This is a genomic window from Nocardioides sp. LS1, assembly GCF_003865225.1.
Taxonomy (GTDB): domain Bacteria; phylum Actinomycetota; class Actinomycetes; order Propionibacteriales; family Nocardioidaceae; genus Nocardioides; species Nocardioides ginsengisegetis.
The window spans coordinates 1,738,796-1,760,949 of sequence record NZ_BIFF01000002.1; the positions used below are offsets into that span (position 1 = coordinate 1,738,796).

22 protein-coding genes and 1 pseudogene are annotated in these 22,154 nt (G+C 71.3%); 17 read left to right on the forward strand and 6 right to left on the reverse strand.

Translation table 11 applies throughout. From position 1 onward, the window contains the following. The first annotated feature begins 29 nt into the window (after positions 1-29). Positions 30-707, forward strand: coding sequence for a GDSL-type esterase/lipase family protein (locus tag EJF31_RS13025; RefSeq protein ID WP_185736242.1), 678 nt, complete (start codon positions 30-32; stop codon positions 705-707). A 193-nt stretch (positions 708-900) separates the two neighbouring features. Here EJF31_RS13025 and EJF31_RS13030 read toward each other — a convergent pair whose 3' ends face one another. Then, positions 901-1,263 (reverse strand): DsrE family protein, encoded by a 363-nt coding sequence (locus EJF31_RS13030; protein WP_125037434.1) that lies wholly within the window; start codon positions 1,261-1,263, stop codon positions 901-903. Positions 1,264-1,312: 49 nt separating this feature from the next. Between EJF31_RS13030 and EJF31_RS13035 the strand changes: the two genes are divergently transcribed. From EJF31_RS13035 to EJF31_RS13045, 3 genes are read left to right on the forward strand one after another with little or no spacing between them, the layout of a single operon-like run. Next, the gene (locus EJF31_RS13035; protein ID WP_125037435.1) at positions 1,313-1,807 is read left to right on the forward strand and encodes an FABP family protein; all 495 of its coding nucleotides are present in this window, start codon (positions 1,313-1,315) and stop codon (positions 1,805-1,807) included. A gap of 5 nt (positions 1,808-1,812) precedes the next feature. Further along, positions 1,813-2,247 (forward strand): Fur family transcriptional regulator, encoded by a 435-nt coding sequence (locus EJF31_RS13040; RefSeq protein WP_125037436.1) that lies wholly within the window; start codon positions 1,813-1,815, stop codon positions 2,245-2,247. After that, positions 2,228-3,169, forward strand: a complete 942-nt coding sequence (locus EJF31_RS13045) for a folate-binding protein YgfZ (RefSeq protein WP_125037437.1) — start codon at positions 2,228-2,230, stop codon at positions 3,167-3,169. The genes EJF31_RS13040 and EJF31_RS13045 overlap by 20 nt, the downstream gene beginning before the upstream one ends. A gap of 312 nt (positions 3,170-3,481) precedes the next feature. On the opposite strand, the gene mshD is transcribed toward EJF31_RS13045, so the two are convergent. After that, positions 3,482-4,300, reverse strand: a complete 819-nt coding sequence (gene mshD / locus EJF31_RS13050) for a mycothiol synthase (protein WP_125037438.1) — start codon at positions 4,298-4,300, stop codon at positions 3,482-3,484. Positions 4,301-4,525: 225 nt separating this feature from the next. Between mshD and EJF31_RS22345 the strand changes: the two genes are divergently transcribed. Further along, positions 4,526-4,654, forward strand: a complete 129-nt coding sequence (locus EJF31_RS22345; RefSeq protein ID WP_260430819.1) for a hypothetical protein — start codon at positions 4,526-4,528, stop codon at positions 4,652-4,654. 69 nt (positions 4,655-4,723) lie between these two features. Here EJF31_RS22345 and EJF31_RS13055 read toward each other — a convergent pair whose 3' ends face one another. Further along, positions 4,724-5,647, reverse strand: a complete 924-nt coding sequence (locus tag EJF31_RS13055) for a type IV toxin-antitoxin system AbiEi family antitoxin domain-containing protein (protein WP_125037439.1) — start codon at positions 5,645-5,647, stop codon at positions 4,724-4,726. A gap of 197 nt (positions 5,648-5,844) precedes the next feature. Here EJF31_RS13055 and EJF31_RS13060 point away from each other — a divergent pair, with 197 nt between their 5' ends. Together EJF31_RS13060 and EJF31_RS13065 are read left to right on the forward strand one after the other, a co-directional pair. Further along, the gene (locus EJF31_RS13060) at positions 5,845-6,993 is read left to right on the forward strand and encodes a glycosyltransferase (protein WP_125037440.1); all 1,149 of its coding nucleotides are present in this window, start codon (positions 5,845-5,847) and stop codon (positions 6,991-6,993) included. Positions 6,994-7,001: 8 nt separating this feature from the next. Continuing rightward, a complete protein-coding gene (locus EJF31_RS13065; protein ID WP_125037441.1) occupies positions 7,002-7,226 on the forward strand; it encodes a hypothetical protein in 225 nt (74 codons plus the stop codon). 4 nt (positions 7,227-7,230) lie between these two features. Here the strand turns inward: EJF31_RS13065 and dtd are convergent, their stop codons facing one another. Further along, positions 7,231-7,656 carry a D-aminoacyl-tRNA deacylase gene (gene dtd, locus EJF31_RS13070; protein ID WP_125037442.1) on the reverse strand — a complete coding sequence of 142 codons (426 nt, stop codon included), beginning with the start codon at positions 7,654-7,656 and terminating at the stop codon, positions 7,231-7,233. 69 nt (positions 7,657-7,725) lie between these two features. On the opposite strand from dtd, the gene EJF31_RS13075 reads away from it, so the two are divergent. From EJF31_RS13075 to EJF31_RS13085, 3 genes are all read left to right on the forward strand, one after another. Further along, on the forward strand, positions 7,726-8,562 hold the full coding sequence (locus EJF31_RS13075; RefSeq protein WP_125037443.1) for a 3-keto-5-aminohexanoate cleavage protein: 837 nt from the start codon (positions 7,726-7,728) through the stop codon (positions 8,560-8,562). Positions 8,563-8,718: 156 nt separating this feature from the next. Next, a complete protein-coding gene (locus tag EJF31_RS13080; RefSeq protein ID WP_125037444.1) occupies positions 8,719-10,056 on the forward strand; it encodes a carboxypeptidase-like regulatory domain-containing protein in 1,338 nt (445 codons plus the stop codon). Positions 10,057-10,206: 150 nt separating this feature from the next. Beyond that, a complete protein-coding gene (locus tag EJF31_RS13085) occupies positions 10,207-15,561 on the forward strand; it encodes a carboxypeptidase-like regulatory domain-containing protein (protein ID WP_125037445.1) in 5,355 nt (1,784 codons plus the stop codon). Positions 15,562-15,645: 84 nt separating this feature from the next. Here the strand turns inward: EJF31_RS13085 and EJF31_RS13090 are convergent, their stop codons facing one another. Continuing rightward, on the reverse strand, positions 15,646-16,383 hold the full coding sequence (locus tag EJF31_RS13090; RefSeq protein ID WP_125037446.1) for a response regulator transcription factor: 738 nt from the start codon (positions 16,381-16,383) through the stop codon (positions 15,646-15,648). A 95-nt stretch (positions 16,384-16,478) separates the two neighbouring features. On the opposite strand from EJF31_RS13090, the gene EJF31_RS13095 reads away from it, so the two are divergent. Both EJF31_RS13095 and EJF31_RS13100 read left to right on the forward strand, forming a co-directional pair. Beyond that, positions 16,479-16,772: a MoaD/ThiS family protein gene (locus tag EJF31_RS13095; RefSeq protein WP_125037447.1), complete on the forward strand. Its 294-nt coding sequence runs from the start codon at positions 16,479-16,481 to the stop codon at positions 16,770-16,772. A 99-nt stretch (positions 16,773-16,871) separates the two neighbouring features. Continuing rightward, positions 16,872-17,177: a DUF4333 domain-containing protein gene (locus EJF31_RS13100; RefSeq protein WP_125037448.1), complete on the forward strand. Its 306-nt coding sequence runs from the start codon at positions 16,872-16,874 to the stop codon at positions 17,175-17,177. Between the two features lie 8 nt (positions 17,178-17,185). On the opposite strand, the gene EJF31_RS13105 is transcribed toward EJF31_RS13100, so the two are convergent. Continuing rightward, on the reverse strand, positions 17,186-18,580 hold the full coding sequence (locus EJF31_RS13105; protein WP_125037449.1) for a HAMP domain-containing sensor histidine kinase: 1,395 nt from the start codon (positions 18,578-18,580) through the stop codon (positions 17,186-17,188). A 117-nt stretch (positions 18,581-18,697) separates the two neighbouring features. Between EJF31_RS13105 and EJF31_RS13110 the strand changes: the two genes are divergently transcribed. From EJF31_RS13110 to EJF31_RS13125, 5 genes and pseudogenes are all read left to right on the forward strand, one after another. Then, positions 18,698-19,210, forward strand: coding sequence for a thioredoxin family protein (locus EJF31_RS13110; protein WP_125037450.1), 513 nt, complete (start codon positions 18,698-18,700; stop codon positions 19,208-19,210). A 164-nt stretch (positions 19,211-19,374) separates the two neighbouring features. Beyond that, positions 19,375-19,971: a methyltransferase domain-containing protein gene (locus EJF31_RS13115; protein WP_125037451.1), complete on the forward strand. Its 597-nt coding sequence runs from the start codon at positions 19,375-19,377 to the stop codon at positions 19,969-19,971. A gap of 455 nt (positions 19,972-20,426) precedes the next feature. Then, a pseudogene (locus EJF31_RS22135) lies at positions 20,427-20,867 on the forward strand (DUF4395 domain-containing protein); the annotation flags it as partial. 81 nt (positions 20,868-20,948) lie between these two features. After that, positions 20,949-21,797 (forward strand): sulfurtransferase, encoded by an 849-nt coding sequence (locus EJF31_RS22140; RefSeq protein WP_221767584.1) that lies wholly within the window; start codon positions 20,949-20,951, stop codon positions 21,795-21,797. Further along, entirely contained in the window at positions 21,797-22,093 is a 297-nt protein-coding gene (locus tag EJF31_RS13125) for a DUF1416 domain-containing protein (RefSeq protein ID WP_125037453.1), read from the forward strand. The genes EJF31_RS22140 and EJF31_RS13125 overlap by 1 nt, the downstream gene beginning before the upstream one ends. The last annotated feature ends 61 nt before the right edge of the window (positions 22,094-22,154 follow it).

Genomic DNA, 22,154 nt, shown 5'->3' on the forward strand with positions numbered 1-22,154 from the left:
CGGCATCGTCTGGGTGGTTGTGTGGCGACATGCACTCCCGTACGTCGAACCGCGCCACGCTGGTCACCCTGGCCACAGCCGTGGCGGTCGTCGTCGTGGTCGTGCTGGCGGCGGTCACGTGGTGGCCGGGAGGTGCGGACGACGAGCAGGAGGGGCCGATGCGGACGGTGTTCATGGGGGACTCGATCACCTGGGCGGACTCCACCTCGGTGACCGGGACGCCCGGCGAGGGGTCGTGGGTGCGGTGGGCGGTGAGCGGCCCGCGGTCGCCGTGGCGTTTCGAGGCGGACGTCGCCGTGCCCGGCCAGACCCTGGGCGAGATGGAGGCGCGCTTCGAGCGGGACGTCCTCGCCCGCCGGCCTCAGGCGGTGGTGATCATGGGCGGCACCAACGACGTGCTCCGCCAGCTGCCGCTGGAGGTGTCGGTGGAGAGCCTGCGGCGGATGGCCGAGGCCGCGCGGGACGCCGGCGCCCGGGTGTGGATCATCGGGCCGCCGCCGATCGGTGCGGTCTGGGGCCGGTCGGTCGCGCCGATGGCCGCGGCCGCCGAGCAGGTCGCCGCGGACACGGGAGCGACGTACGTGCCGGTGGCGGGGCTGACCGGGCCGACCGGGGAGTGGCTCGAGGGCCTGTCGTGGGACGGCGTGCACCCGACCGAGGCCGGCGCGCGGGCGCTGGCCGACGCGATCCTGTCGGCGCTGGACTGATCGCGACCGACCGCCGCAGGGGTGGGGCCCGAGATCCCCGCGGTGCCGGAGGAGCATCCCCCCACGGGGCTCCCGGGCGCCTGTCCCTGCGTCTGTGCCCCGGCTCCGGACGTTGCCTCCGGAGTGGGCGGAGTGAGACTAGACCGATTTGCGGTCGGCGGGAAGATCTTCGGCGCGACGAGGCGAGGTCGGACTAGTACACCAGCGCCTGCGCGTCCGGCCGGAGGATCTCCTCCGCGAACACCGCGGCCCCGGCGACGCGCACCCCGTCCAGGACGTCGTCCGCGCCGATGCCCCGGCGGCTCGCGCACTGGGTGCAGACGGTGAGCGTGCCCGCCTGCAGGATGACGTCGCGGAGCTCGGCGAGCGGGGTGGCCAGCGGGAGCGCGAACGCCTCGGCGCGGCCGGGGACGCCCAGCCAGGCGGCCTCCCCGGTGAGCCAGAGGGAGACCTCGGCGCCGGCGGCCGCGGCGGTCGCGGCGACGGTGAACGCCTGGTTGCAGCGCTCGGCGTCCTCGTCGCCGCAGGTGACCTTGATGACGAGGGGACGGGGCATGGGCCCACCCTAGGCATCCCCAGGCCCGAACGTCCCTAGACTGGCGGGCATGCCTTTCGAGCTTCCCGACAACCTGCACCCCGACTGCGGACCTGCGGCCTGGCTGCTCGGCACCTGGCGCGGCAACGGGCACGGCGACTACCCGACGATCGAGCCCTACCAGTTCAGCCAGGAGCTCATCTTCAACCACGACGGGCGGCCGTTCTTCCACTACATGGCGCGCGCGTGGATCATCGACGAGGCCGGCGAGAAGGTTCGTGACGGCGCGATCGAGACCGGCTTCCTGCGCTGCCGCCCCGAGGGCAAGGTGGAGCTGCTGCTGACCCACAACACCGGCTTCGTGGAGATCTACTACGGCACCGCCGAGGGCGGGAAGCTCGACCTGACCACCGACGCGGTGGTCCGCACCGAGACCGCCAAGGAGTACGTCGCGGGCAAGCGCCTCTACGGCAACGTCGAGGGCGACCTGCTCTACGCCTACGACATGGCCGCCATGGGCGAGGCCCTCCAGCCGCACACCTGGGCTCGTCTGCAGCGAGGCTGATCGCCGTGGCCGAGGAGGACTTCCGGGACAGGCTCCGAGGGAGCGGCAAGCGGCTGACCCCCCAGCGCGAGCTGATCCTGCGCGCGGTCAACGAGCTCGGCCACGCCACCCCCGACGAGGTGCTGGCGCGGGTCCGCGAGGACTCCTCGGCGGTCAACGTCTCCACCGTCTACCGGACGCTGGAGGTGCTCGAGGAGCTCGGCCTGGTCCGGCACGCGCACCTGTCCGACCGCGCTCCGACGTACCACTCGGTCACCGACCACGAGCACTTCCACCTCGTCTGCCGGAATTGCCACCGCGTCGTCTCGGTTGGACCAGATGTGATCGCGCCGTTCCTGGAGCGGCTCCGCACGGACCACGGGTTCGTCGCGGACGTCGGTCACCTGACCGTGTTCGGCCATTGCGAGGAGTGCACCACTGATGCCCAGCCCCCTGCTTGACCTGCCCGGCGCCGTTGCGGCCGAGGGCATCGACGCGGGTGTGGCCGCGCACTACGGCTCGCTCTACGGCGAGCAGCACACCCTCGAGCGCGGCGAGGGGTTCGTCGACCTCTCGCACCGCGACGTGCTCCGGATCGCGGGCCCCGACCGGCTGACCTGGCTGCACTCGCTCACCTCGCAGCACCTGTCCTCGCTGGCTCCCGACACCTGGACCGGCGCGCTGATCCTGTCGCCGCAGGGCCACGTCGAGCACGCCTTCTTCGGGTACGACGACGGCGAGTCCTTCCTCGCGCACACCGAGCCCGGCGCGGCCGAGGCGCTGATCGGCTTCCTCGAGCGGATGAAGTTCATGATGCGCGTCGAGGTCACCGACGAGACCCCCGCCCTGGCCGTGATGTGGCGGCCGTCGGCCCCGCACACCTACGAGTTCGTGCCGCGCGAGTCGCTGACGTCGTACGCCGCGGCGGCCGGTCCGGCCTGCGGCTTCTGGGCCTTCGAGGCGCTCCGGATCGCCCGCGGCGAGCCGCGCCCGGGTCTCGACACCGACCACCGCACGATCCCCAACGAGGCCGGCTGGATCCCGTCGGCGGTGCACCTCGACAAGGGCTGCTACCGCGGCCAGGAGACCGTCGCGCGGGTGCACACGCTCGGCCGGCCGCCGCGACGGCTGACGCTGCTGCACCTCGACGGGTCGGAGAACCGGCTGCCGGTGCGCGGCTCCGAGGTGCTGCTGGGGGAGAAGGCGGTCGGCTTCGTCGGCACCTCCGCCCGGCACCACGAGCTCGGCCCGATCGCGCTGGCGATGCTCAAGCGCAACGTCGACGTGACCGCGCAGCTGTCGGTCGACGGGCTGCCGGCCGGCCAGGAGGTCCTGGTCGATCCCGACGTGGGCCTGCACGTGCGGCCCAACCTCCGCGGCTGACCGTCCTCGTCAGCGGCGACCGGTGGACGTCCACCGCAGTGGACGCCCACCGGCCTCGCAGGTAACCGTGCTGGCGGGGTTCGCCCAGCGGGTTGCCTGGAATCCGTCAGCGCGTGTGCTCACACAGACAGAACACACGTCCTGACGTCGCGTCCCCGGTGATCGGCCGGTCGCGCTCGAGGTATCGCCCGACACTGCGTCGCACGTTCGGTCCCTCCCCTGACGGGCCCCGGACTGCGACTCCGGGTTGTCCCGGATCCGCCCGGTCTGGGGACTCATGAGCGAGTCCGTTGGTACCTCGTGGGGTTGATGTTAAGGGTTTCGGCGATACATGACATGGGTGTCGCTCGCAGAATGACCAAATCCGAGACGGCTGTAGACCGCGATCGCGGGGGCGTTGTCGGACTCGACGTAGAGGATCACCTCGGTCGCGCCCCGCTGCTTGAGGTGGTGCAGGCCGGCCAGCGTGAGCACCTTGCCGAGGCCCCCGCCCTGGGCGGCCGGGTCGATGCCCACGACGTACACCTCGCCGAAGGCGTCCGGGTGGTGCTTGGTCCAGTGCAGCCCGAGCAGCGTTTGGTCATTGCCCTGCCTGGTGGCGAGGAGGAGGCCCTCGGGGTCGAACCACGGCTGCGCCATCCGCTGCGCGAGGTTGGCCCGGTCCATCGCCCCCTGCTCGGGGTGGTCGACGAACGCCGCCGCGTTGACGCGCACGACCTCGTCCTCGTCACCGGGGCGGAAGCCGCGGATCTCGATGCCGTCGGGGACGTTCATCTCCGGCAGGGGGTCGGTCAGGTCGCGGCGCATCACCCACAGCGCGCGGACGTTGTCGAAGCCGTGGCTCCGGGCCAGCCGCGCCGCGGCCGGGTGGTCGGTGTGCGACCAGGCGTTGAGCTCGCCGTCGTGCTCGGCCAGTACGTCGTCGAGCAGCGCCGTGCCGATCCGCTCGTTGCGGTGGTCCGGGTGGACCACCAGGGTCAGCTCGTCCCCGATCACCAGCGCGAACCCACCCTCGCGCGTCCACGTCCGGACCCGCTCCGGGTGGTGGGCCAGCGTCAGGAGCGTCGCCTCGTCGAGGGGTGACGTACCGTCTGCGGCTTCGGCGGCCGACGCGATCTCCTTGACGTGCACGCGCCCACCCTAGGAGGCGCGGGCGGTGGCGGACCTGCCACAGCCCTGCCAACGAGCTGAGACTGGTCTGGACGTCCCTCAGGTGGGCGACCCGATGGCCGATGCGATCGCGTTACGCACCCATGAAGTTTGCGAGGAATCCCTTCCATTGCTGGGATTCGCTGGCAGGCTTGCGCCGTCTCGGGACACAACGGGGAGTTCTGTCACCACGCTTGGGGGAAAGCTGTGTCCAGCCGTCGCAGGAGCGCCAATCCGGTCGTCGAGCACCGACGTCGCACGATGGTGTTCAACGCTCTGATCGCGCTCATGGCCGTGATCACCGCCTACCTGGTGTTCCGCGCGCTGACCATGTGACGCTCCAGGCCCCGCCGACCGCGACATCGTGGAGTCTGCGGCGCACCAGGTGAGCCGCGGACTCCACGATCACACCGCGGTGCAGCCGGGACCGCACGCGACCAGCGAACCGTCCCAACCTCGCCGGCGCAGGATGCGCCCGATCCGGTTCGCCGTGCGGCACGGCGTGCCGAAGACCTGCCGCCAGCGCAGCCGCACGGCTTCCCGCCCGTCGGCGTGGTCGTCGAGGTCGCGGTCGGCGTCGCGGCTCTGGGCGGCCCAGCCGGTGTGCCCGACGCGACCGTCCAGCTCGACCTCGAGGCCGTACGCCGTGTATTCCACGTCGCGGTACTCCGACCCGCGGGCTCCCTGACGCCGCCGCTGGCGGTGGCCGCGGGGGAGGCCGTGCGCGCGTTCGACCCGCGTCAGGTAGCCGTGCTCCAGCACCGAGCAGGTGCCGGCGGCCGCATCATCGAGGAGCCGGAGGGCCATGCGGCGATGCCGCAGCCGCGGTCGTGCGCCGAGTGCCGCACGCAGCCGCTCGGGCGTCGTACGCCGCGAGGCGACTGCGCCCGTCACCAGCTCGATGACCGCGAGCTCGTCGGTGGCCCGGCCCACCAGCTCCCAGGTGTTGTCCTCGAACCGGAGCCGCGGCGGACCGACGTGCCAGAGGACCCTGGGTGCGAGACCGCGCATCCGGTGCACCCGCACGCCGTCGGGGTCGGCGATCCGACGCCCGGCGTCGATCGCCACGTGGATCGGCCCATCCCAGGGCGGCTCGAGCGCGGAGCCGAGGACCAGTGCGGCCGGCCAGGCGGCCAGGACGGCCGCCCACGCGCGTTGCCGCCAGGTCAGCGGTCCGGTGTGGTCGACGTACACGCCGGTGTGCACGCGCACGAGTTCGCGTCGGCGAAGCATCCGGTCGAGCTCGTGCTTCTCCACGCCGGCGGCCTCGAGCTGGCGCCGGCTGACCACCCCATCCTGGGTGGCGAGCAGCTCCGAGACACCGACCATGGGGCGAGGTTGCCCGCGTGCTCGCAGGTGGAACCGCGGGCGTCAGCGGCCTGTGGACAGCGGCCGGCGTCACCAATTTGGCGTACCCGTCCCCGATTCAGGGTGCTCCGCAGCACGCCCGCCACCAAGGTCGAGGCAGAGCCGGACCAGGGGGGACCGGCCGGGGGACTGCCGCTCGGGGGCGCAAGGGGGACGGCATGCGCCATGCCGTGGCTGCGTACGACGGGCCGCGGGCCGCGACACCAGCACCGGTGTCGGCCCGTGGCCCGTCGCCGCGCCGAGCCCGGCGGGTCGTCGCGCTCGTGCCGGCCCACAACGAGGCGGCGGGGATCCGGGCCGCCGTCCAGTCCCTGGCCCGCCAGACCGTCCCGCCCGAGCGGGTCGTGGTCGTGGCCGACAACTGCACCGACGACACCGCGGTGCGGGCCCGCGCCGCCGGCGCCCGCGTCTTCAGCTCCACCCGCAACGGCTGCAAGAAGGCGGGGGCGCTCAACCAGGCCCTGCGCTGGCTGCTGCCGCGGCTCGACGAGGACGACGTGGTGATGGTGATGGACGCCGACTCGGTGATCGCCCCCGACTGGGTCGAGCGGGCGCTGGCCACCCTGGCGCAGCCCGGCGTGGGCGCGGTGGGCGGCATCTTCTACGGCCAGCGCGGTGCAGGGTTCATCGGGCTGCTGCAGCGGATGGAGTACGTCCGCTACGCCCGCCAGCTCGCGCGCCGGGCCCACAACCGCGCCTTCGTGCTCACGGGCACCGCCACGGCGTACACCGTCGCGACCATCCGCGAGGTGGGCCAGGCGCGTCGCGAAGGCCAGCTCTCCGGCGGCACGGCCGACGGTCCGGACGTCTACTACCACGAGCAGAACATCACCGAGGACAGCGAGCTGACGCTGGCGATCAAGACCCTTGGGCACGAGTGCCTCTCGCCGATGGAGTGCTGGGTGAGCACCGAGGTGATGCCCACCTGGCGCTCGCTGTGGCGCCAGCGGGTGCGCTGGCAACGCGGCGCACTGGACAACCTGCGGACCTACGGGCTCACCCGGGTGACGCTGCCGTACGCCGCCCGCCAGGCGTTCTCGATGATCGAGCTGCTCTTCTTCCTGACGTACGTCGCCCTCACGGCGACCGCGGCCGCCCACGGCACCCTGGCGTTCTCGCCGTTCTGGCTCGCCGTCGGCAGCACCTTCGTCCTGGAGCGGGTCGTGAGCGTGCGCCGGGCCGGGCCGCTCGCCGTGCTGGTCGCGCTGACCATGGTCGTCGAGATGGGCTACGGCCTCTTCAAGCACGCCGTGAACGTCAAGAGCGTCTACGACATCGGCCGCGGCACCGTCGCGGCCTGGAGCTAGGGGACACCATGTACGGACAGCACTCCACCCTCGCCGCGACCGGCACCGCCGGCGTCGGTGCCGGGCTCGCCTACGGCACCCCGCTCGGGTGGCTCGTCCTCGCCGTCTTCGTGCTCGCGATGGCGCTGTGGGCGCTGGTCACCCTGCTCCCGCGGCGGAGTCGCGAGGTGCGCAAGGTCAACCCGGCGGCCGCCTCGAAGCTGCGGCTGATCACCCGCGCCCGGCGGGCGTGAGGCGCTACCGCTCCAGGATCAGCGTGATCGGGCCGTCGTTGACCGAGGCGACCCGCATGTCGGCCCCGAAGACACCGCGCTCGACCCGCGCACCGAGCTCCACGAGGGCCGAGCACACCGCGTCGTACGCTGGCTCGCTGACCGGGCCGGGCGCCGCGGCCTGCCACGTGGGACGCCGGCCCTTGCGGGCGTCGCCGTACAGCGTGAACTGGCTGACCACCAGCACCGGCGCACCCACGTCGGACGCGGACTGCTCGTCACGCAGCAGGCGGGTCTCCCAGATCTTGCGGGCAATCCAGGCGATCTCCGCCGCGCCGTCGTCGTGCGTGACGCCGAGGTAGACGAGCAGCCCCGGCTCCTCGAACGCGCCGACGATCTTCCCGTCGACCGTGACCGATGCCGCAAGAACTCGCTGGACCACGGCTCGCAACGCAAGGACCTCCCGTGAAAAGGGCTCGGTGGTCGAGCCTGCCGAGACCCACTCTGGCAGGATGCCCGCGTGACCGCCGTGCCCGCCGACCGCATCCTGATCACCGTCGCCCCCACGGGCGCCGAGACCGCCAAGGCCGACTGCCCGCAGCTGCCGACCACGCTCGAGGAGCTGGTCGCCACCGCGCAGGAGTGCCAGGCCGCCGGCGCCGCGATGATCCACGTGCACATCCGCGACGACGACCACCGCCCCACGCTCGACCTCGGCCGGCTGACCGCGACGGTCGAGGCGCTGCACGAGGCCACCGACCTCGTCGTCCAGCTCTCCACCGGCGGCTCGGTCCACGACCCGCTCGAGGACCGCCTCAAGGTCCTCGACGCCCGTCCCGATTCGTGCAGCCTGACGATGGGCACCACCAACTTCGGCGACGACGTCTTCTCCAACCCGTGGCCGTTCGTGTGCGAGCTCTACCAGCTCAGCCAGGAGCGCGAGGTGGTGCCGGAGTTCGAGCTGTTCGACCTCGGGCAGGTGCACGCGCTGCGGCGGCTGATCGACCGCTACGGCCTGCCGTACGGCGGCCGCGTGCACTGCGACCTCGTCATGGGCGTGCCGGGCGGCATGGACGGCACCGCCGACTCCCTGGTCGCCGCCGTCGCCTCGATGCCGCCGGAGGTGACCTCCTGGTCGGCCACCGGCATCGGTCGCTCCACCCTCGCCGTCGCCCTGGCCGCGCTCTCCAAGGGCGGCCACCTGCGAGTCGGCATGGAGGACGTGCTGACCATCAGCCGCGGCGTGCCCGTCGAGAGCAACGCCCAGCTCGTCGAGCGGGCCGTGGCGCTGGCCGCGCTCGCCCAGCGCACCCCGGCGACCCCCGCCGAGGCGCGGGCGCTGCTCGGGCTCGCCTGACGCACAGCACCGCGAACCCCTGCTGGTCCAGACCGAGAACGTAGTCCGTTCGGACTATTCCTGGCACATCCGGCACGCGAGTCACGCAGGAACCGATGAGATGCGCCGGCCGGGTCTCCGGCTACTCGCTTGCGACATTCCACGGGGGAATATCAATTGTCGTCGCTGTTGCGCGCGCTCAGCCGCGCCCTCTCACTCACGCTGGTCGTGACCATGTTCGCCATGGGGGTGGGGGCTGCGGCCTCTGCCGCTCCTAGGGCGCGGACGCACCACGACCCGAACGTCCGTCCCGCGACCCGCGGGATCGCTCCGGACGCCGAGGCCACCTCGGTGATCCAGGGCGTCGTCTACGGCGAGCGCGGCCACGCGCTCGACAACGTCCAGGTCGAGGCGTTCTCGTCCGAGGACCCCGGTGCTGAGCCGGTCGCGAGCGACCTGACCTACGAGGTCGGTGACGTGAGCTCGCACGGTGCCTACACGCTGCACGTGCCGGCGGGAACCTTCCTGGTCCGGTTCTCCAGCCTCGATGACGCCGACCGGCCGCTCCAGACCGTCTTCTACGGCGGTGGCGCCGGCGACACGGTGACGGTTGCCGACGGGGACACCGTCACCCTCGACGACGTCACGATGTACGCCGAGGCCGGGATCCCCGTGACCGGTCTCGTGACCGGTCCCGACGGGGCCGCGCTGCCCGGCGCCTCGGTCTCGCTCATCCGGTCCTACTCCGGCGGCTACGGATCGTGGATCGACTCCGCGACCACCGACGAGGCCGGCCACTACGCCTTTGCCAACGTGGTGCGCGGGCACAACTACACCGTCCAGGTGAACGCCAGCTACGACGCCGACGGAGACTGGACCGGCCTCCCGCTCACGTTCCTCGGTGACGCCCCCACCCTGAGTGCGGCGACCACCTTCCCGATCGCCCACACCGACGAGGCCCTGACGGTGCCGACCGTCCACGTCGTCACGGGCGTTCCGATCGACGTCACGGTCGTCGGGCCTCACGGCGAGAGCCCCTACGGCGCCGCGGTTTCGCTGTACTTCGTGAACGGCCCCGGCGACCTCGAGTACGTCAACTCCGCCTACACCAGCGACGGCGGTCATCTCGTCGTCAACGCACTCCCCGGCTACGACTACACGGTGTCGGCGACCCCGTACGCCGACTGGAACGGCGACTACGACGCGTTGTTCCTCGGGGACACGCTCGACCCCGACGCGGCCCGCACCTTCCACGTCGACTCGACGGGGGTCGAGCCCCTGACGATCCGGGCCGGGGCGGACGACTCCCCGCGCCTGCGCGTGCACGTCGTCGATGCTGCCGGCGTCCCGGTCACCAACGACACGGGCGTCCAGGTCATGCGTCGTCACGAGGACGGGAGCGTCACCTACGTGAGGTCGCTCGCTTCGCTGGACTCGGGTGTCTGGAGTGGCCGTGTGGCCTCGGGCGACTACCTCGTCGGCGCCTACGACTGGTCCACCGGCGTTCTGACCTAGCTCGGCGACACCACGGACCCGACCCACGCCGATCTCGTCACCGTCGCGTCGGATTCGCTGGACGCCGGAACGATCCACCTCGCGCTGACCCAGCCGGCCTTCAGCGGAACCGTCGTCGACGGTGACACCACTCCGGTGGACGGCGCCGACGTGACTCTCTACGGGTTCCGGACCCCCGGATCCCGCGGCCGATGGGTCGGGAAGAGCCAGACGGACGCCCAGGGGCACTACGGTGTCGCGCTCTCGGCACGCGACCTGAAGCGCTACCACCAGTTCGCGATCAAGGTGGACGGCAGCGAGATCGGCTACAGCTCGGCGTACGCGGGCGGCGGTGACTCGGACACGTCGGCGCACCGGTTCACCGACCCCGCAGCTCTCGACCCGGTCGTCCTGGAGCGCTTCTCCGGGGTTGTCCGAGGGGCCCTTGGCCTTCCGGAGGGCTTCTACGGCGAGACCTCGCTCGTCCTCTACCGCTGGTCGGGCGAGGGCTGGGACTGGACGGACCGGGTCAGCACGAGGTCGTCACGGTATGCCTTCACCGGGGTCGCCCCGGGGCGCTACGTCATCGCCGCGAGGTCGGACGACTGGAGGAACCAGCGCTCCTACATGACCCCGAACAACGATGACGCGCCGCAGCCCGTCGAGGACGCCGATGGTGCGTTCGTCGTCGAGGGTGACCGCACCGTTCTTCCTGACCTCGCCATGGTCGCCATGGCAAACCTGCGGATCGCCCTCAATGGGTCGTCGGACCACACGACCATCGAGGTCTATCGCTGGTCCGAGCGGTACGGCGCGCCGCAGCTGCTGATGTACGCCGGGCGGTCCGGCTCCGACATGGGCGAGGTCGCGTTCTCGGTGAGCCCGGGTCGCTACGCCGTCCGGGCGACGATCTCGGACGGCACGACAACCCGCCGTGCGTGGTACGGCGGGCAGCGTCCCGCTGGCCTCGACGACCCGGCGACGATCTCCGTCGGATCGGAGGACACGCGGGCAGAGATCGACCTGGGCGAGCCCGACATGGTCGCCGGACGGGTCGTCGACTCCCAGGGTCCCGTCGCTGACGCCGACGTCACCCTCGACGCGGGCTATTCCTGGTGCACGATCTGTGGACACAGTGAACTGGGCTCGACCACGACCGACGACCAGGGGCGCTACACCTTCGCCCTTCCCGACCTCGGGTTCTACTCCTACGACACCGTGTCGGTCGACGCCTCGGCGGACGACCAGGGTCTGCTCCCGGCCAGCTCGGAGGACTACACCCTGGATGCCGCCAGCATCGCAGTCGACGACCTGGTCCTGTCGCTGCGCGACAGCGTCCTCCGGGGCGTGGTCAGCACCGCCGATGGCGAGGCCGTCGCGGGTCAGACGGACGTCGAGCTCTGGCGTTGGGATGACACGGACCAGAAGTTCGTCTGGTTCAACGAGCAGTGGGTGACGGGACGGCACTACGCGTTCACCGGCGTCCCGGCCGGGTCGTACGCCGTCGCGGCCACGAACTACCCGTGGTCGTCCGACCAGCGCTACGTGACGACCTGGATCGGAGGCACCGATGCGCCACTGGTCCAGAACGCCGCCGGCGTCGTCGAGATGGGCGAGGGTGGCGTCGTGACCGCGCCGGCACTCGAGCTGAGCAGGGGCGTTGCTGTCTCGGGCACCGTCAACACGCCGACCGGCGCCCCTCTGGCGGATGTCCGGGTCGACGTGGGGGAGACCCACACGTCGGGTTCCGAGGACGGCGCGCACCTCACCCGCCGCCGTGACGTCTACGCCACGACCGACGAGCAGGGCCACTACGAGGTCAGGGTCGCGCCCGACAGCAGCCTGATGTTCTGGGCCGACCGGAGCGGCCTCCTCAGCCACCCGGCCGAGGACGCCGACGCGGTCGCGGTGGCCGGTGAGGGCCTGACCCACGACCTGACGATGACCCCCGACTGGGGCTCGGTCGGGACGGTCGCCGGCCAGCAGGAGGACTACTGCCTGTCGCAGCAGCACTCGAACGAGACCACCTTCCACGACGTCCCGCTCTTCATCGGGTACGACGGCGTGATCAGCGTCGAGGACGGGGAGTACGGGTCCCTCGTCGACGACTCCGCGGTGGCGCTGGCACCTCTTCCCGGCATCTGGGCCGACCAGCGCACGTGGGGCGTCTCGGCCGACGGCGACACCCTCTGCGCGCAGTGGGTCCGCCATGGTTGGGACGTCCGCACCCGCGGTGACTTCGGTGTCACGCCCGACGGGGCGAGCGACGTGGTCCAGGCCTTCGTCACCGCCAAGGACGGCGGCGCGTTCGACGTCACCTACAACTACGACACGGTCACGACCGCGTCCCAGCCCGCCGGTTGGGCCGACGGCCTGCGCCGTCACGGCTCCTCGGCGCGCTACATCCCCGGTTGGGAGGACGGCGGCTACCGCGACGGTGGCGCCCACGCACTCGTGTCGGGACACACCGACGGGCAGCCCGACGGCCGCTACGTCTTCCACTTCAGCGGGCTCGTGACCAACGGAGCCGCGCCCGACGGCGGTTGGACCCGGATCGCCGGGCGCCCGGCGGTCGGCAGCACCCTGACGGCGATCTCCGACCCGTGGACGATCCACGGTGTCGAGACCGGTGACGTCGACCTGATCTACACCTGGCTGGCCGGGCGTGATGACACGGTCGTCGGCAGCGGTGCCACCTACACCGTGACCGCCGATGACTACAAGCGTCCGATCACCGTGGAGGTCGAGGGCTACCTGCCGGGCCACCGGATCGCGGTGCGCTACGGCCGGATCTTGATCAGCCAGGGCGCACCCGCGGTCACGGGCCTCGAGCCGAGGATCACCCCCGGCACTCCGGCGTACGGCGACCTGCTGACTGCCGGCTCGGGCGAGTGGATGCCCGGCGACGGGTTGGCTGCGGACGACGTGGCGCTGGCCTACCAGTGGCGCCGCAACGGCCACAGCATCGACGGCGCGACCGCCACGTCGTACCAGCCGACCGGCAGTGACGCCGGTCAGCTGCTGTCCGTGCAGGTCACGGCGACGGCCCCGAACCACGGGACGATCGTCGAGACCTCGCCGGCCGTGCGTGCGCCGCGGATGCCGCTCCTCACGACCACCACGGAGCCGTCCATCGAGGGCACGCCGCAGGTCGGTCAGACGCTGACGGTCGACCCGGGCACCTGGAGCCACGAGGCCGAGTTCGGTTACCAGTGGTTCGTCGACGGCCGCAGCAAGGGAGTCGGGTCGACGTTCACGCCCGACGCCTCCGACCGGGGCGGGTACGTCACCGTCGTGGTCCACGCCAGCGCCGAGGGTCACCGCGACGGCACGGCGTCGGCCTCCGCCGGCCCGGTGATCCCTGCCGACGCGGAGCTGAGCCCGATGACGGTCCACGTGCGTGACGCCGACGACCAGTCGGCTCTCGCGGGTGCCTCCGTCACGGCCTGTGACGAGGTCACGTGGACCTGCCTGTGGGGCAGCACCGACCAGCACGGCGACTTCTCGGGCATGGCCCTGGCCAACACCCGGTACGCCGTCTACGTCTACCCCGCCGACAACACCCACCACTCAGCCGAGTGGCGCGGCACCACGCTGGCGCGGGGGGCGACGACGGACGTGACGGTCAACCTCACCAAGCCGACGCCTCCGCCGGCGAACGTCTCGATCCCGACGTCCACCTGGAACATCGGTGGCACGCCGGTCGTGTACTGGCAGCAGGCCCAGGACTTCCAGGTGACTGGGTGTGCGGGCATCGCGCTGCCGACCTACACGGTGACGTTCTCCGACGGCACCGCGTCCCGGACGGCACCGCTGGTCCAGGGCACGGCCGGCGGGGACGGGCTGGCGACGTACTCCGCCTCCATCCCGGCGTTCTACCCCAGCCACGGCGACATCGTGATCTCCACGAACGTCCCCGCGGACTGTGCGCCGAACACCCCGCCGACCAGCGTGGCGGTCTACATCGACCCGTCGGGCACGATCACCGACCAGTACGGTCGGCCGATCGACGGGGCCACCGCGACGCTGTCGCGGTCCGACTCCGCGGGTGGACCGTTCGCTCCGGTGCCCAACGGCTCGCCGATCATGTCGGAGGACAACCGCGCCAACCCGAGCACCACGGGGGCGAACGGCGGCTTCCAGTGGGACGTCACGGAGGGGTGGTACCGCGTCAAGGCGGCCGCTTCGGGCTGCGCCACGGCGTCCACCGACCCGATGCAGGTCCCGCCGGCGCGCGTCGACCTGCTGGTGAAGCTCACCTGCACCGCGGCGGCGCCCACGGGCACCGCCTCGGTGACCGGGTCGCCTGCTGTCGGCTCCACGCTGAGCACCGACACCAGCAGCTGGGGTGCGCCCTTCGCGGTCGCCGTCCAGTGGCTGCGTGACGGCCAGCCGATCGCCAACGCGACCGGGTCGACCTACCAGGTGACCTCGGCCGACGCCGGGCACGCGCTGTCGGTGCGCCAGACGGCGCAGCGTCCGCAGTACGTCCAGGAGGGTGGTCGCGGCGCTCCCGTCGACTTCGCCAGCGCGTCGGCGACGTCCTCGACGGTGGCCGTCCCGGCTGCCGGCGGCGGCGGCGGTGGTGGCGGCGGTGGCACCGGCGGTGGCGGTGGCGGCACGGGTGCCGACACCTCCGCCCCGACCGTCGCGACGGTGCCGACGCTGGTCGGCTCGGGCAAGGTCGACACGGTGCTCACCGCACCCCAGCCGACCTGGTCGCTGGAGGGCGTGATGACCACGACCCAGTGGTACGTCGACGACGCTCCGATCGCGGACGCCACTGGTGCGACGTACACCGTGCGGGCGGCCGACCTCGGCCACCTCGTGAGCGTGCGTTGGGCCGGTGCCCTGACCGGGCACGACACCGGTCACGTGACCGGTGTGGGAGTCCGGGCCGTCGAGGGTGACGCGCCGGAGGCTTCGGTGGCCCCGTCGGTGACCGGCACGGCGCTGGCGGGGGAGACCCTCGCGGCGACCTCGGGTGAGTGGGACCAGCCCGACCTAGCCTACGCCTACCAGTGGACCCGCGACGGTGCTCCGATCACGGGAGCCGACCAGGCGACGTACGTCGTCGGCCTGGCCGACGCCCACCGCACCCTGGCGGTGACGGTGCGCGCCACGCGGGCCGGCCACGCCGCGGGTGAGGCGATGAGCGCCTCGGTGCTCGTCTCCCGGCTGCCGGCCACGGCGACCGCGCGTCTCCAGTCGGCGCGGATCCTCCGCGGCCAGGTCGCGCACCTCACGGGGCGCGTCCGGGTCGACGGCGTGGCTTCGCCGGTGGGCACGGTGTCCGTCCTCGACGGCCAGCGCGTGGTCCGCACCCTTCCGTTGGGTGCGGCGAAGGCGGGTCTGGTGAAGCTCGGCCTGCGGGGTCTCGCGACGGGGGTGCACCACCTCCGGCTGCGGTACGTCGCCGGCGATGACAGCGCCCGGGCCACCTCCCGGTCCGTGCGCCTGGTCGTCACGACGAAGCACCACCACCGGGCGGCGGCCGCAGCGGCCGCTCGCCCGTGGGTGGGCTGACCCAGGGCGACACGACGAGGCCCCGACCGGTGACGGTCGGGGCCTCGCTCGTCGTGGGCGGCAGTTGCGCCGACTCGACCAGGCTCAGGCGTCGAGCTCGGCCCGTGCCGGCGTGGCGGCGTCGGCCTTGGCCGCGGCCTCCTTGGCCGGCAGCACGAACCGATAGCCGACGTTGCGGACCGTCCCGATCAGCGTCTCGTTCTCGGGGCCGAGCTTGGCGCGGAGGCGACGTACGTGCACGTCGACGGTGCGGGTGCCGCCGAAGTAGTCGTAGCCCCACACCTCCTGCAGGAGCTGCTGGCGGCTGAAGACGCGGCCGGGGTGCTGCGCGAGGAACTTGAGGAGCTCGAACTCCTTGAACGTCAGGTCCAGCGGCCGGCCGCCGATCTTGGCGGTGTACGTCGCCTCGTCGACCACGACCTCGCCCGACCGGATCACGTGCGACTCGGGGTCGTCGGCGTCGCGGCGGGCGTTGAGCCGGCCGATGGCGAGCTTGATCCGGGCCTCGAGCTCGGCGGGGCCGCAGGTGTGCAGCACGACGTCGTCCATGCCCCAGTCGTGGGTGACGACGGCCAGGCCGCCCTCGGTGACGATGAGGAGGACGGGGACGTCGGTGCCGGTGGTGCGGATCAGGCGGCACAGGTCCCGCGCGTGGGCGAGCTCCTGGCGGCCGTCGACCAGCAGCAGGTCGGACTCGGGGGCCTCGAGCAGCGCGCTGCCCTCGGACGGGAGGATCTTGACCTGATGGCCCAGGAGCGCCAGACCGGGGAGCACCTCGGCGGACGGCTGCAGGGCGCTCGTCAGAAGCAGCAGGGTGCTCACAAGTGGGTCTCCTCCCGGTGACGGGCGGGGACCGAAACGCAGCGCTGGGCCTCGGTCTGGTTGTTGATCGGCAAGAATACCGAAATATGAGCGTCATGAGCGGCAGTTCGAGCGTGGATGAGACGCAGGCCATCCGCGTCCGCTACTGGGCCTCGGCCAAGTCGGCCGCCGGCGTGGACGCCGACCACCTGCCCGTCGACGGCCCGATCTCGCTCTCCGAGGTGCTCACCCGCGTCGTCGCGCTGCACCCCGGCACCCGCCTGGCCGACGTGCTCCAGGTCTGCTCGGCGCTGCTTGGCGACCGTCCCGTCACCGCCGAGGACCCCGCCGAGGTGATGGTCCCGCCGGGCTCGTCGGTGGAGTTCCTCCCGCCGTTCGCCGGCGGCTGACACGCCCGACTGGACCAGCCCGCGCGGCGTACGCATTCCGGTCACCGGCGTACGCCGTGGGTGCTGGGATGGCCCTTCACCGACCGAAGGGCTGTCCGCATGCGCAGGTTCGCCGCCGTCCCCCTCCTGCTCGCCCTGGCCGGGGCCAGCCTGTCCGGCTGCTCGTCGACCAAGTCCGTCCCCCAGGCAGACGTCGAGGACCAGATCAGCACGCAGCTCGCCGCGCAGGTCGGACAGGAGCCCGACGACGTCAGCTGCCCGGGTGACCTCGAGGCCACCAAGGACACGTCGATGACGTGCACGCTGACCGTCGGCGAGGACGAGTACGACGTGGGCGTCACCGTCACCGAGGTCAAGGACGGCACCGCCAAGTTCGACATCGAGGTCGCCGACGGTCCGAGCTGACCCGCGGCTCAGGCCTCGCGCAGCGGCAGCCGGAGCTCGAAGCGGCTGCCCGCGCAGTGGCTGCTCTCGACCCGGATCGAGCCGCCCATCAGGACGGCCAGCTCGTGGCAGAGCGCCAGCCCCAGGCCCGTGCCGCCGTACTTCCGGGTCGCCGACGGGTCCGCCTGCGCGAAGGACTCGAAGAGCCGCCCCTCGTGCTCGGCAGTGATGCCGATCCCGGTGTCGTCCACGGCGAAGAGCAGGTGCTCGGTGTCCTCGTGCGTGACGGTCAGCCGGACCCGGCCGGCGTCGGTGAACTTCACGGCGTTGTCCAGCAGGTGCCGCAGGACCTGCGCGAGCCGGCCGGGGTCGCCGACGACCTGCTGGGGGACGCACTGCTCGAGGTGGACGGTGAAGGCCAGGCCCTTACGCTCGGCCGCGGTCCGGGCTTCGTCGACGACGCCGTCGATCGCCTCGCTCAGCGCGAAGGAGACGTCCACGACCTGGGTGGAGCGGGCCTCGAGCCGGGAGAAGTCCAGGATGTCCTCGACCATCCGGCTCAGCTCGCGCCCCCGGCGTTCGACGACCCGGACGAACTTCGTCTGGCTCGAGTCGAGCGGGGTGTCCAGCAGCAGCTCGGTGGTGCCGAGCACGGTCGTCAGCGGGGTACGCAGCTCGTGGCTCATGTTGGCCAGGAACAGCGACTTGGCCTCGCTGGCCTGCTCGGCGCGGACGAGCGCCTCGTCGCGCTCGCGGCGGGTCCGCTGGTGCTCGGTGATGTCCTCGGCGATGACGAAGACGCCGACCACCTGGTCGTGCACCACGATCGGCAGTCCGGTGATGCGCAGGTCGATGTGGTGGCCGTCCTTGTGGATCACCCCGACCTCGAACTCCTGCGGGCGTCGGGCCATGACCTCGGCGTACGCCTCGCGCGCGCGATCGAGGTCCTTGAGCTCGATCATCGAGGAGAACCTCATGCCCCGCATCTCCGCCGCCGGCCTGCCCCCGAGTCGTACGCCGGCGGCGTTGACGTCCTGGAAGCGGCCCTCGAGGTCGAGGGAGAACACCGCGTGCGGGTTCTCCTCGAAGAGGGACCGGTAGCGCTCGGTCGTGTGCGCGAGGTCCCGCTCGGCGGCGACGAGCCGGTGCGTCTCGGCCTGCGCCTCGCGATAGCGGCGCCACGCGAAGAGCGCGAGGCCGATGCTCTCGAGCAGGACGATGAGGGAGATCTCGTCGAACTGGAGCCAGTCGTGGTCCGCGGCCCACTCGAGCAGTCCCTCGAAGGCGTCGTACTTGATCGCCAGCACCAGGCCCACGAGACCGAGCGCGGCCAGGATGCCGAGCTCGGCGAGCGATGTCGTGCGACGCTGCGCGCCGCGCACCTCGGCGTGCGGTGACGCCGGTTGGTCGGTGAAGAACCCCATGATGGACCCCCGTCCTCGCCCGGGCACCACGACAGTGGGCTGCCTGGCGCCTGGGCACCACGGATGCTACGCCGCGGTAACCGGAATGTCCCGGCCTCACGTGGTGTTGGCCCCACCATGACCGCCGGAGCCTGGGTACTCGTCGTCGCCGTCCTCGGCGCCCTCACCTTCGGCCTCTACCGCGCCGCCACCAACGGCCGCTTCACCGGCACCCACGCGCTGCCGCTGGTTGAGGAAGGCGCGCTAGCGCCTGTCTCGAAACCCAGCGAGCCAAGAAGCAACCCCAACCCCTCGGTAGTCGAGCGCCCGTCGGTGGTCGAGCTTGCCGAGACCCATGGCCTCGCAATCGCGCCGGGGGAGCGCGCCACCCTGCTCCAGTTCTCCTCCGCCTTCTGCGCGCCCTGCCGCGCCACCCGCCGCACCCTGTCCGAGGTGGCTGCGGTGGTCCCGGGCGTCAAGCACGTCGAGGTCGACGCCGAGCACCATCTTGAAGTCGTCCGCGCCCTCGGCATCCTGCGTACGCCGACCACGCTCGTCCTCGACGGTCGGGGTGTGGAGGTCAGCCGCGCCGCGGGCGCTCCCCGCAAGGATCAAGTGCTCGCGGCTCTGACGAAGCCCGCGAACAGCTGAGAAGGTGACAGTGGGGGCAAGCGTGCTCGCGCCAGTCGGCGACTGGGCGCCTGCGTGCGTCTCACGGAGCTGATGGACGGAGTCGCCCAGCCGAATTGTTGTGCCGAGTGGTTCAAGCCGCACGAACTCTTCCCGCATCCTCCCTGCTGGGTACGGTGCGCGGCATGACTCTCGGGGCCTTCGTGAAGTCGCGGCTTCGCCGCGCCATCACCCGGTACAGCATTCGCAATCGTCACCGGAAGGCCGAAATGATCGCCTCCTGGATGACGGCCCAGGACGCGAAGACGATCCTCATGGTCGGTGCTCTCGCTGCAAAGGACGGGTCGAACGTCGGCATCGTCGAGGATCGAATAATGGGGTTGGGCGAGGTGAAGATGGGCATCAACCTCTACCACCAGGACACGCCATACCCATTCATGATCGCGGACGCCTGCGCTATGCCCTTCCCTGATGACTTCGTGGATTTCGCACTGTCCAACGCGATCATTGAGCACGTCGGCGACGAGGAAGCCCAGCGGAAGTTCGTCGCCGAACACGTCCGCGTGTCGCGCTGCTGGGTCATCACAACGCCCAACAAGTGGTTCCCGATCGAGTCGCACACGGCTGTGGCGTTCGTTCACTGGCTGCCGAGTTGGCGACGGAAGAGGGGTGAGTTCTCGAGACTCCTTTCATTGCGCGAGTTCCGGGCATTGCTCCCGCGAGATGCAGTGATCAACGGACGCCCTTGGAGTCCGACCTTCACAGCGACCTACTCGCGCTAGGTCATCGGACAGCCTGGTCCGAGCAGTCAACTAGGGACTTGCCCGTCCAAGCAGCTCTCCCCCAGACGCGCCGGCCTGGTCGTCCAACGGTGCGCTGGAGTTGCCATCTCCTCGCAAGTCCATTTATTGAGACTGCCGTCCATGATGCGAGATGGAATGAGGCATTCGAGGGCGGCGTTCTCCTAGAGTGCTTCTCATGTCCTCGACCATGCTGACCCGTCGCCGCGCAGTGGACCACTGCCGCGTGCGCTCGTCGCTGTGTCGAATGTCCTGACGGGACGCGTCACCCCAACCCCGCTTTAGTCGACTCAAATACTCGACTAATGTGCGTGGGAGTTGCCCTTCGTCGTACGACGAGCCGTGACGCGCCCGTGCCGTCCCCGGTGCGGCGAGCTGGACCTTCGGTGGTCGAGCTTGTCGAGACCCGGATCCCGTCCAGGACCTACAGGAGAGACATGTCCACCATCAGCCATCCCCGGGCCGCCAGCCCGGGCACGACCGCCGGCATCGACCCGCGCGGTCCGCAGTTCGCGGCCGCGCTGACGTCGGTGGTGCTGGCGGCGGTGCTGCTCCTGGCGCCGCACCCGGTCGGCGTCGCGCTGCTCGCCCTCCAGGCCGTGCTGTTCGCGGTCGGTGCGGGGCTCGGGGTCCCGCGCACGCCCTACGCCTGGCTGTTCCGGACCCTGGTCCGGCCGCAGCTCGACCCGCCGTCCGACCTCGAGGACCCGGCGCCGCCGCGGTTCGCGCAGGCGGTCGGCCTGACCTTCGCCGTGGTCGGGCTCGTCGGGTTCCTGACCGGCGCCACGGTCGTCGGCCTCGTCGCCACCGGCTTCGCCCTCGCCGCCGCCCTGCTCAACGCGGTCTTCGCGTTTTGCCTCGGCTGCGAGATGTATCTGCTCATCAAGCGCTTGGCCAACCGACCCACCAAGACCCCACCCAGACCCCACCGCACCACCGGTGCACAGAAAGGTAAGAACATGAGCCGCGAGAACTCGCTCGTCACCGCCCAGTGGGTGGAGGACCACCTCGATGACCCGTCGATCGTGCTCGTCGAGGTCGACGAGGACACCACCGCTTACGACAAGGGCCACATCCGGGGCGCCATCAAGCTCGACTGGACGACCGACCTGCAGGACCAGGTCCGTCGCGACTTCGTCAACAAGACGCAGTTCGAGGCGCTCCTGTCCGACCGCGGGGTCGGCAACGACCACACGGTCGTCCTCTACGGTGGCAACAACAACTGGTTCGCCGCCTACGCCTACTGGTACTTCAAGCTCTACGGCCACCAGGACGTCAAGCTCCTCGACGGCGGCCGCAAGAAGTGGGAGCTCGACTCCCGCGAGCTGACCGACGAGCTGCCCACGCGCGAGAAGACGTCCTACACCGCCCAGGAGCAGGACTCCTCGATCCGCGCCTTCCGCGACGAGACGGTTGCCGCGATCGGCACCCAGAACCTCGTCGACGTGCGCAGCCCCGACGAGTACGCCGGCCGGCTGCTCGCCCCGGCCCACCTCCCGCAGGAGCAGGCCCAGCGCGCCGGGCACATCCCGACCGCCGCCAGCGTCCCGTGGAGCAAGGCGGCCAACGACGACGGCACCTTCAAGTCCGACGACGAGCTGAAGACGATCTACACCGAGGCCGGCGTCGACTGGAGCAAGGACACCATCGCCTACTGCCGTATCGGTGAGCGCTCCTCGCACACGTGGTTCGTGCTCAAGGAGCTGCTGGGCCAGGCGAACGTCAAGAACTACGACGGCTCTTGGACCGAGTACGGCTCCCTCGTCGGCGTGCCCGTCGCCCTCGGCGACGAGCCGGGTGTCGCCTGATGTGCGGCGCGACCGAGGGCGGACTGTCGCTCGACGGCATCAACGTCGCCAAGGAGGCGATCGTCCAGGGCCAGGTGCTGCGCGACGGTGAGCCGGTCGGCAACGCCTACGTGCGCCTGCTCGACCGCACCGGCGAGTTCACCGCCGAGGTGCCCACCTCGGCCACCGGCCACTTCCGGTTCTTCGCCGGCGAGGGGGAGTGGACGCTCCGCACCCTGGCCCCCAAGGCCGAGCCGGTCGACAAGACCGTGGTCGCCTCGATCGGCTCGGTCGCCGAGGTCGTCATCCCGATCTGAGGTCCAGACCGCTCCAGACCAAACCTCCGGCCCGTCGCGCTCGTCGCGGCGGGCCGGAGGT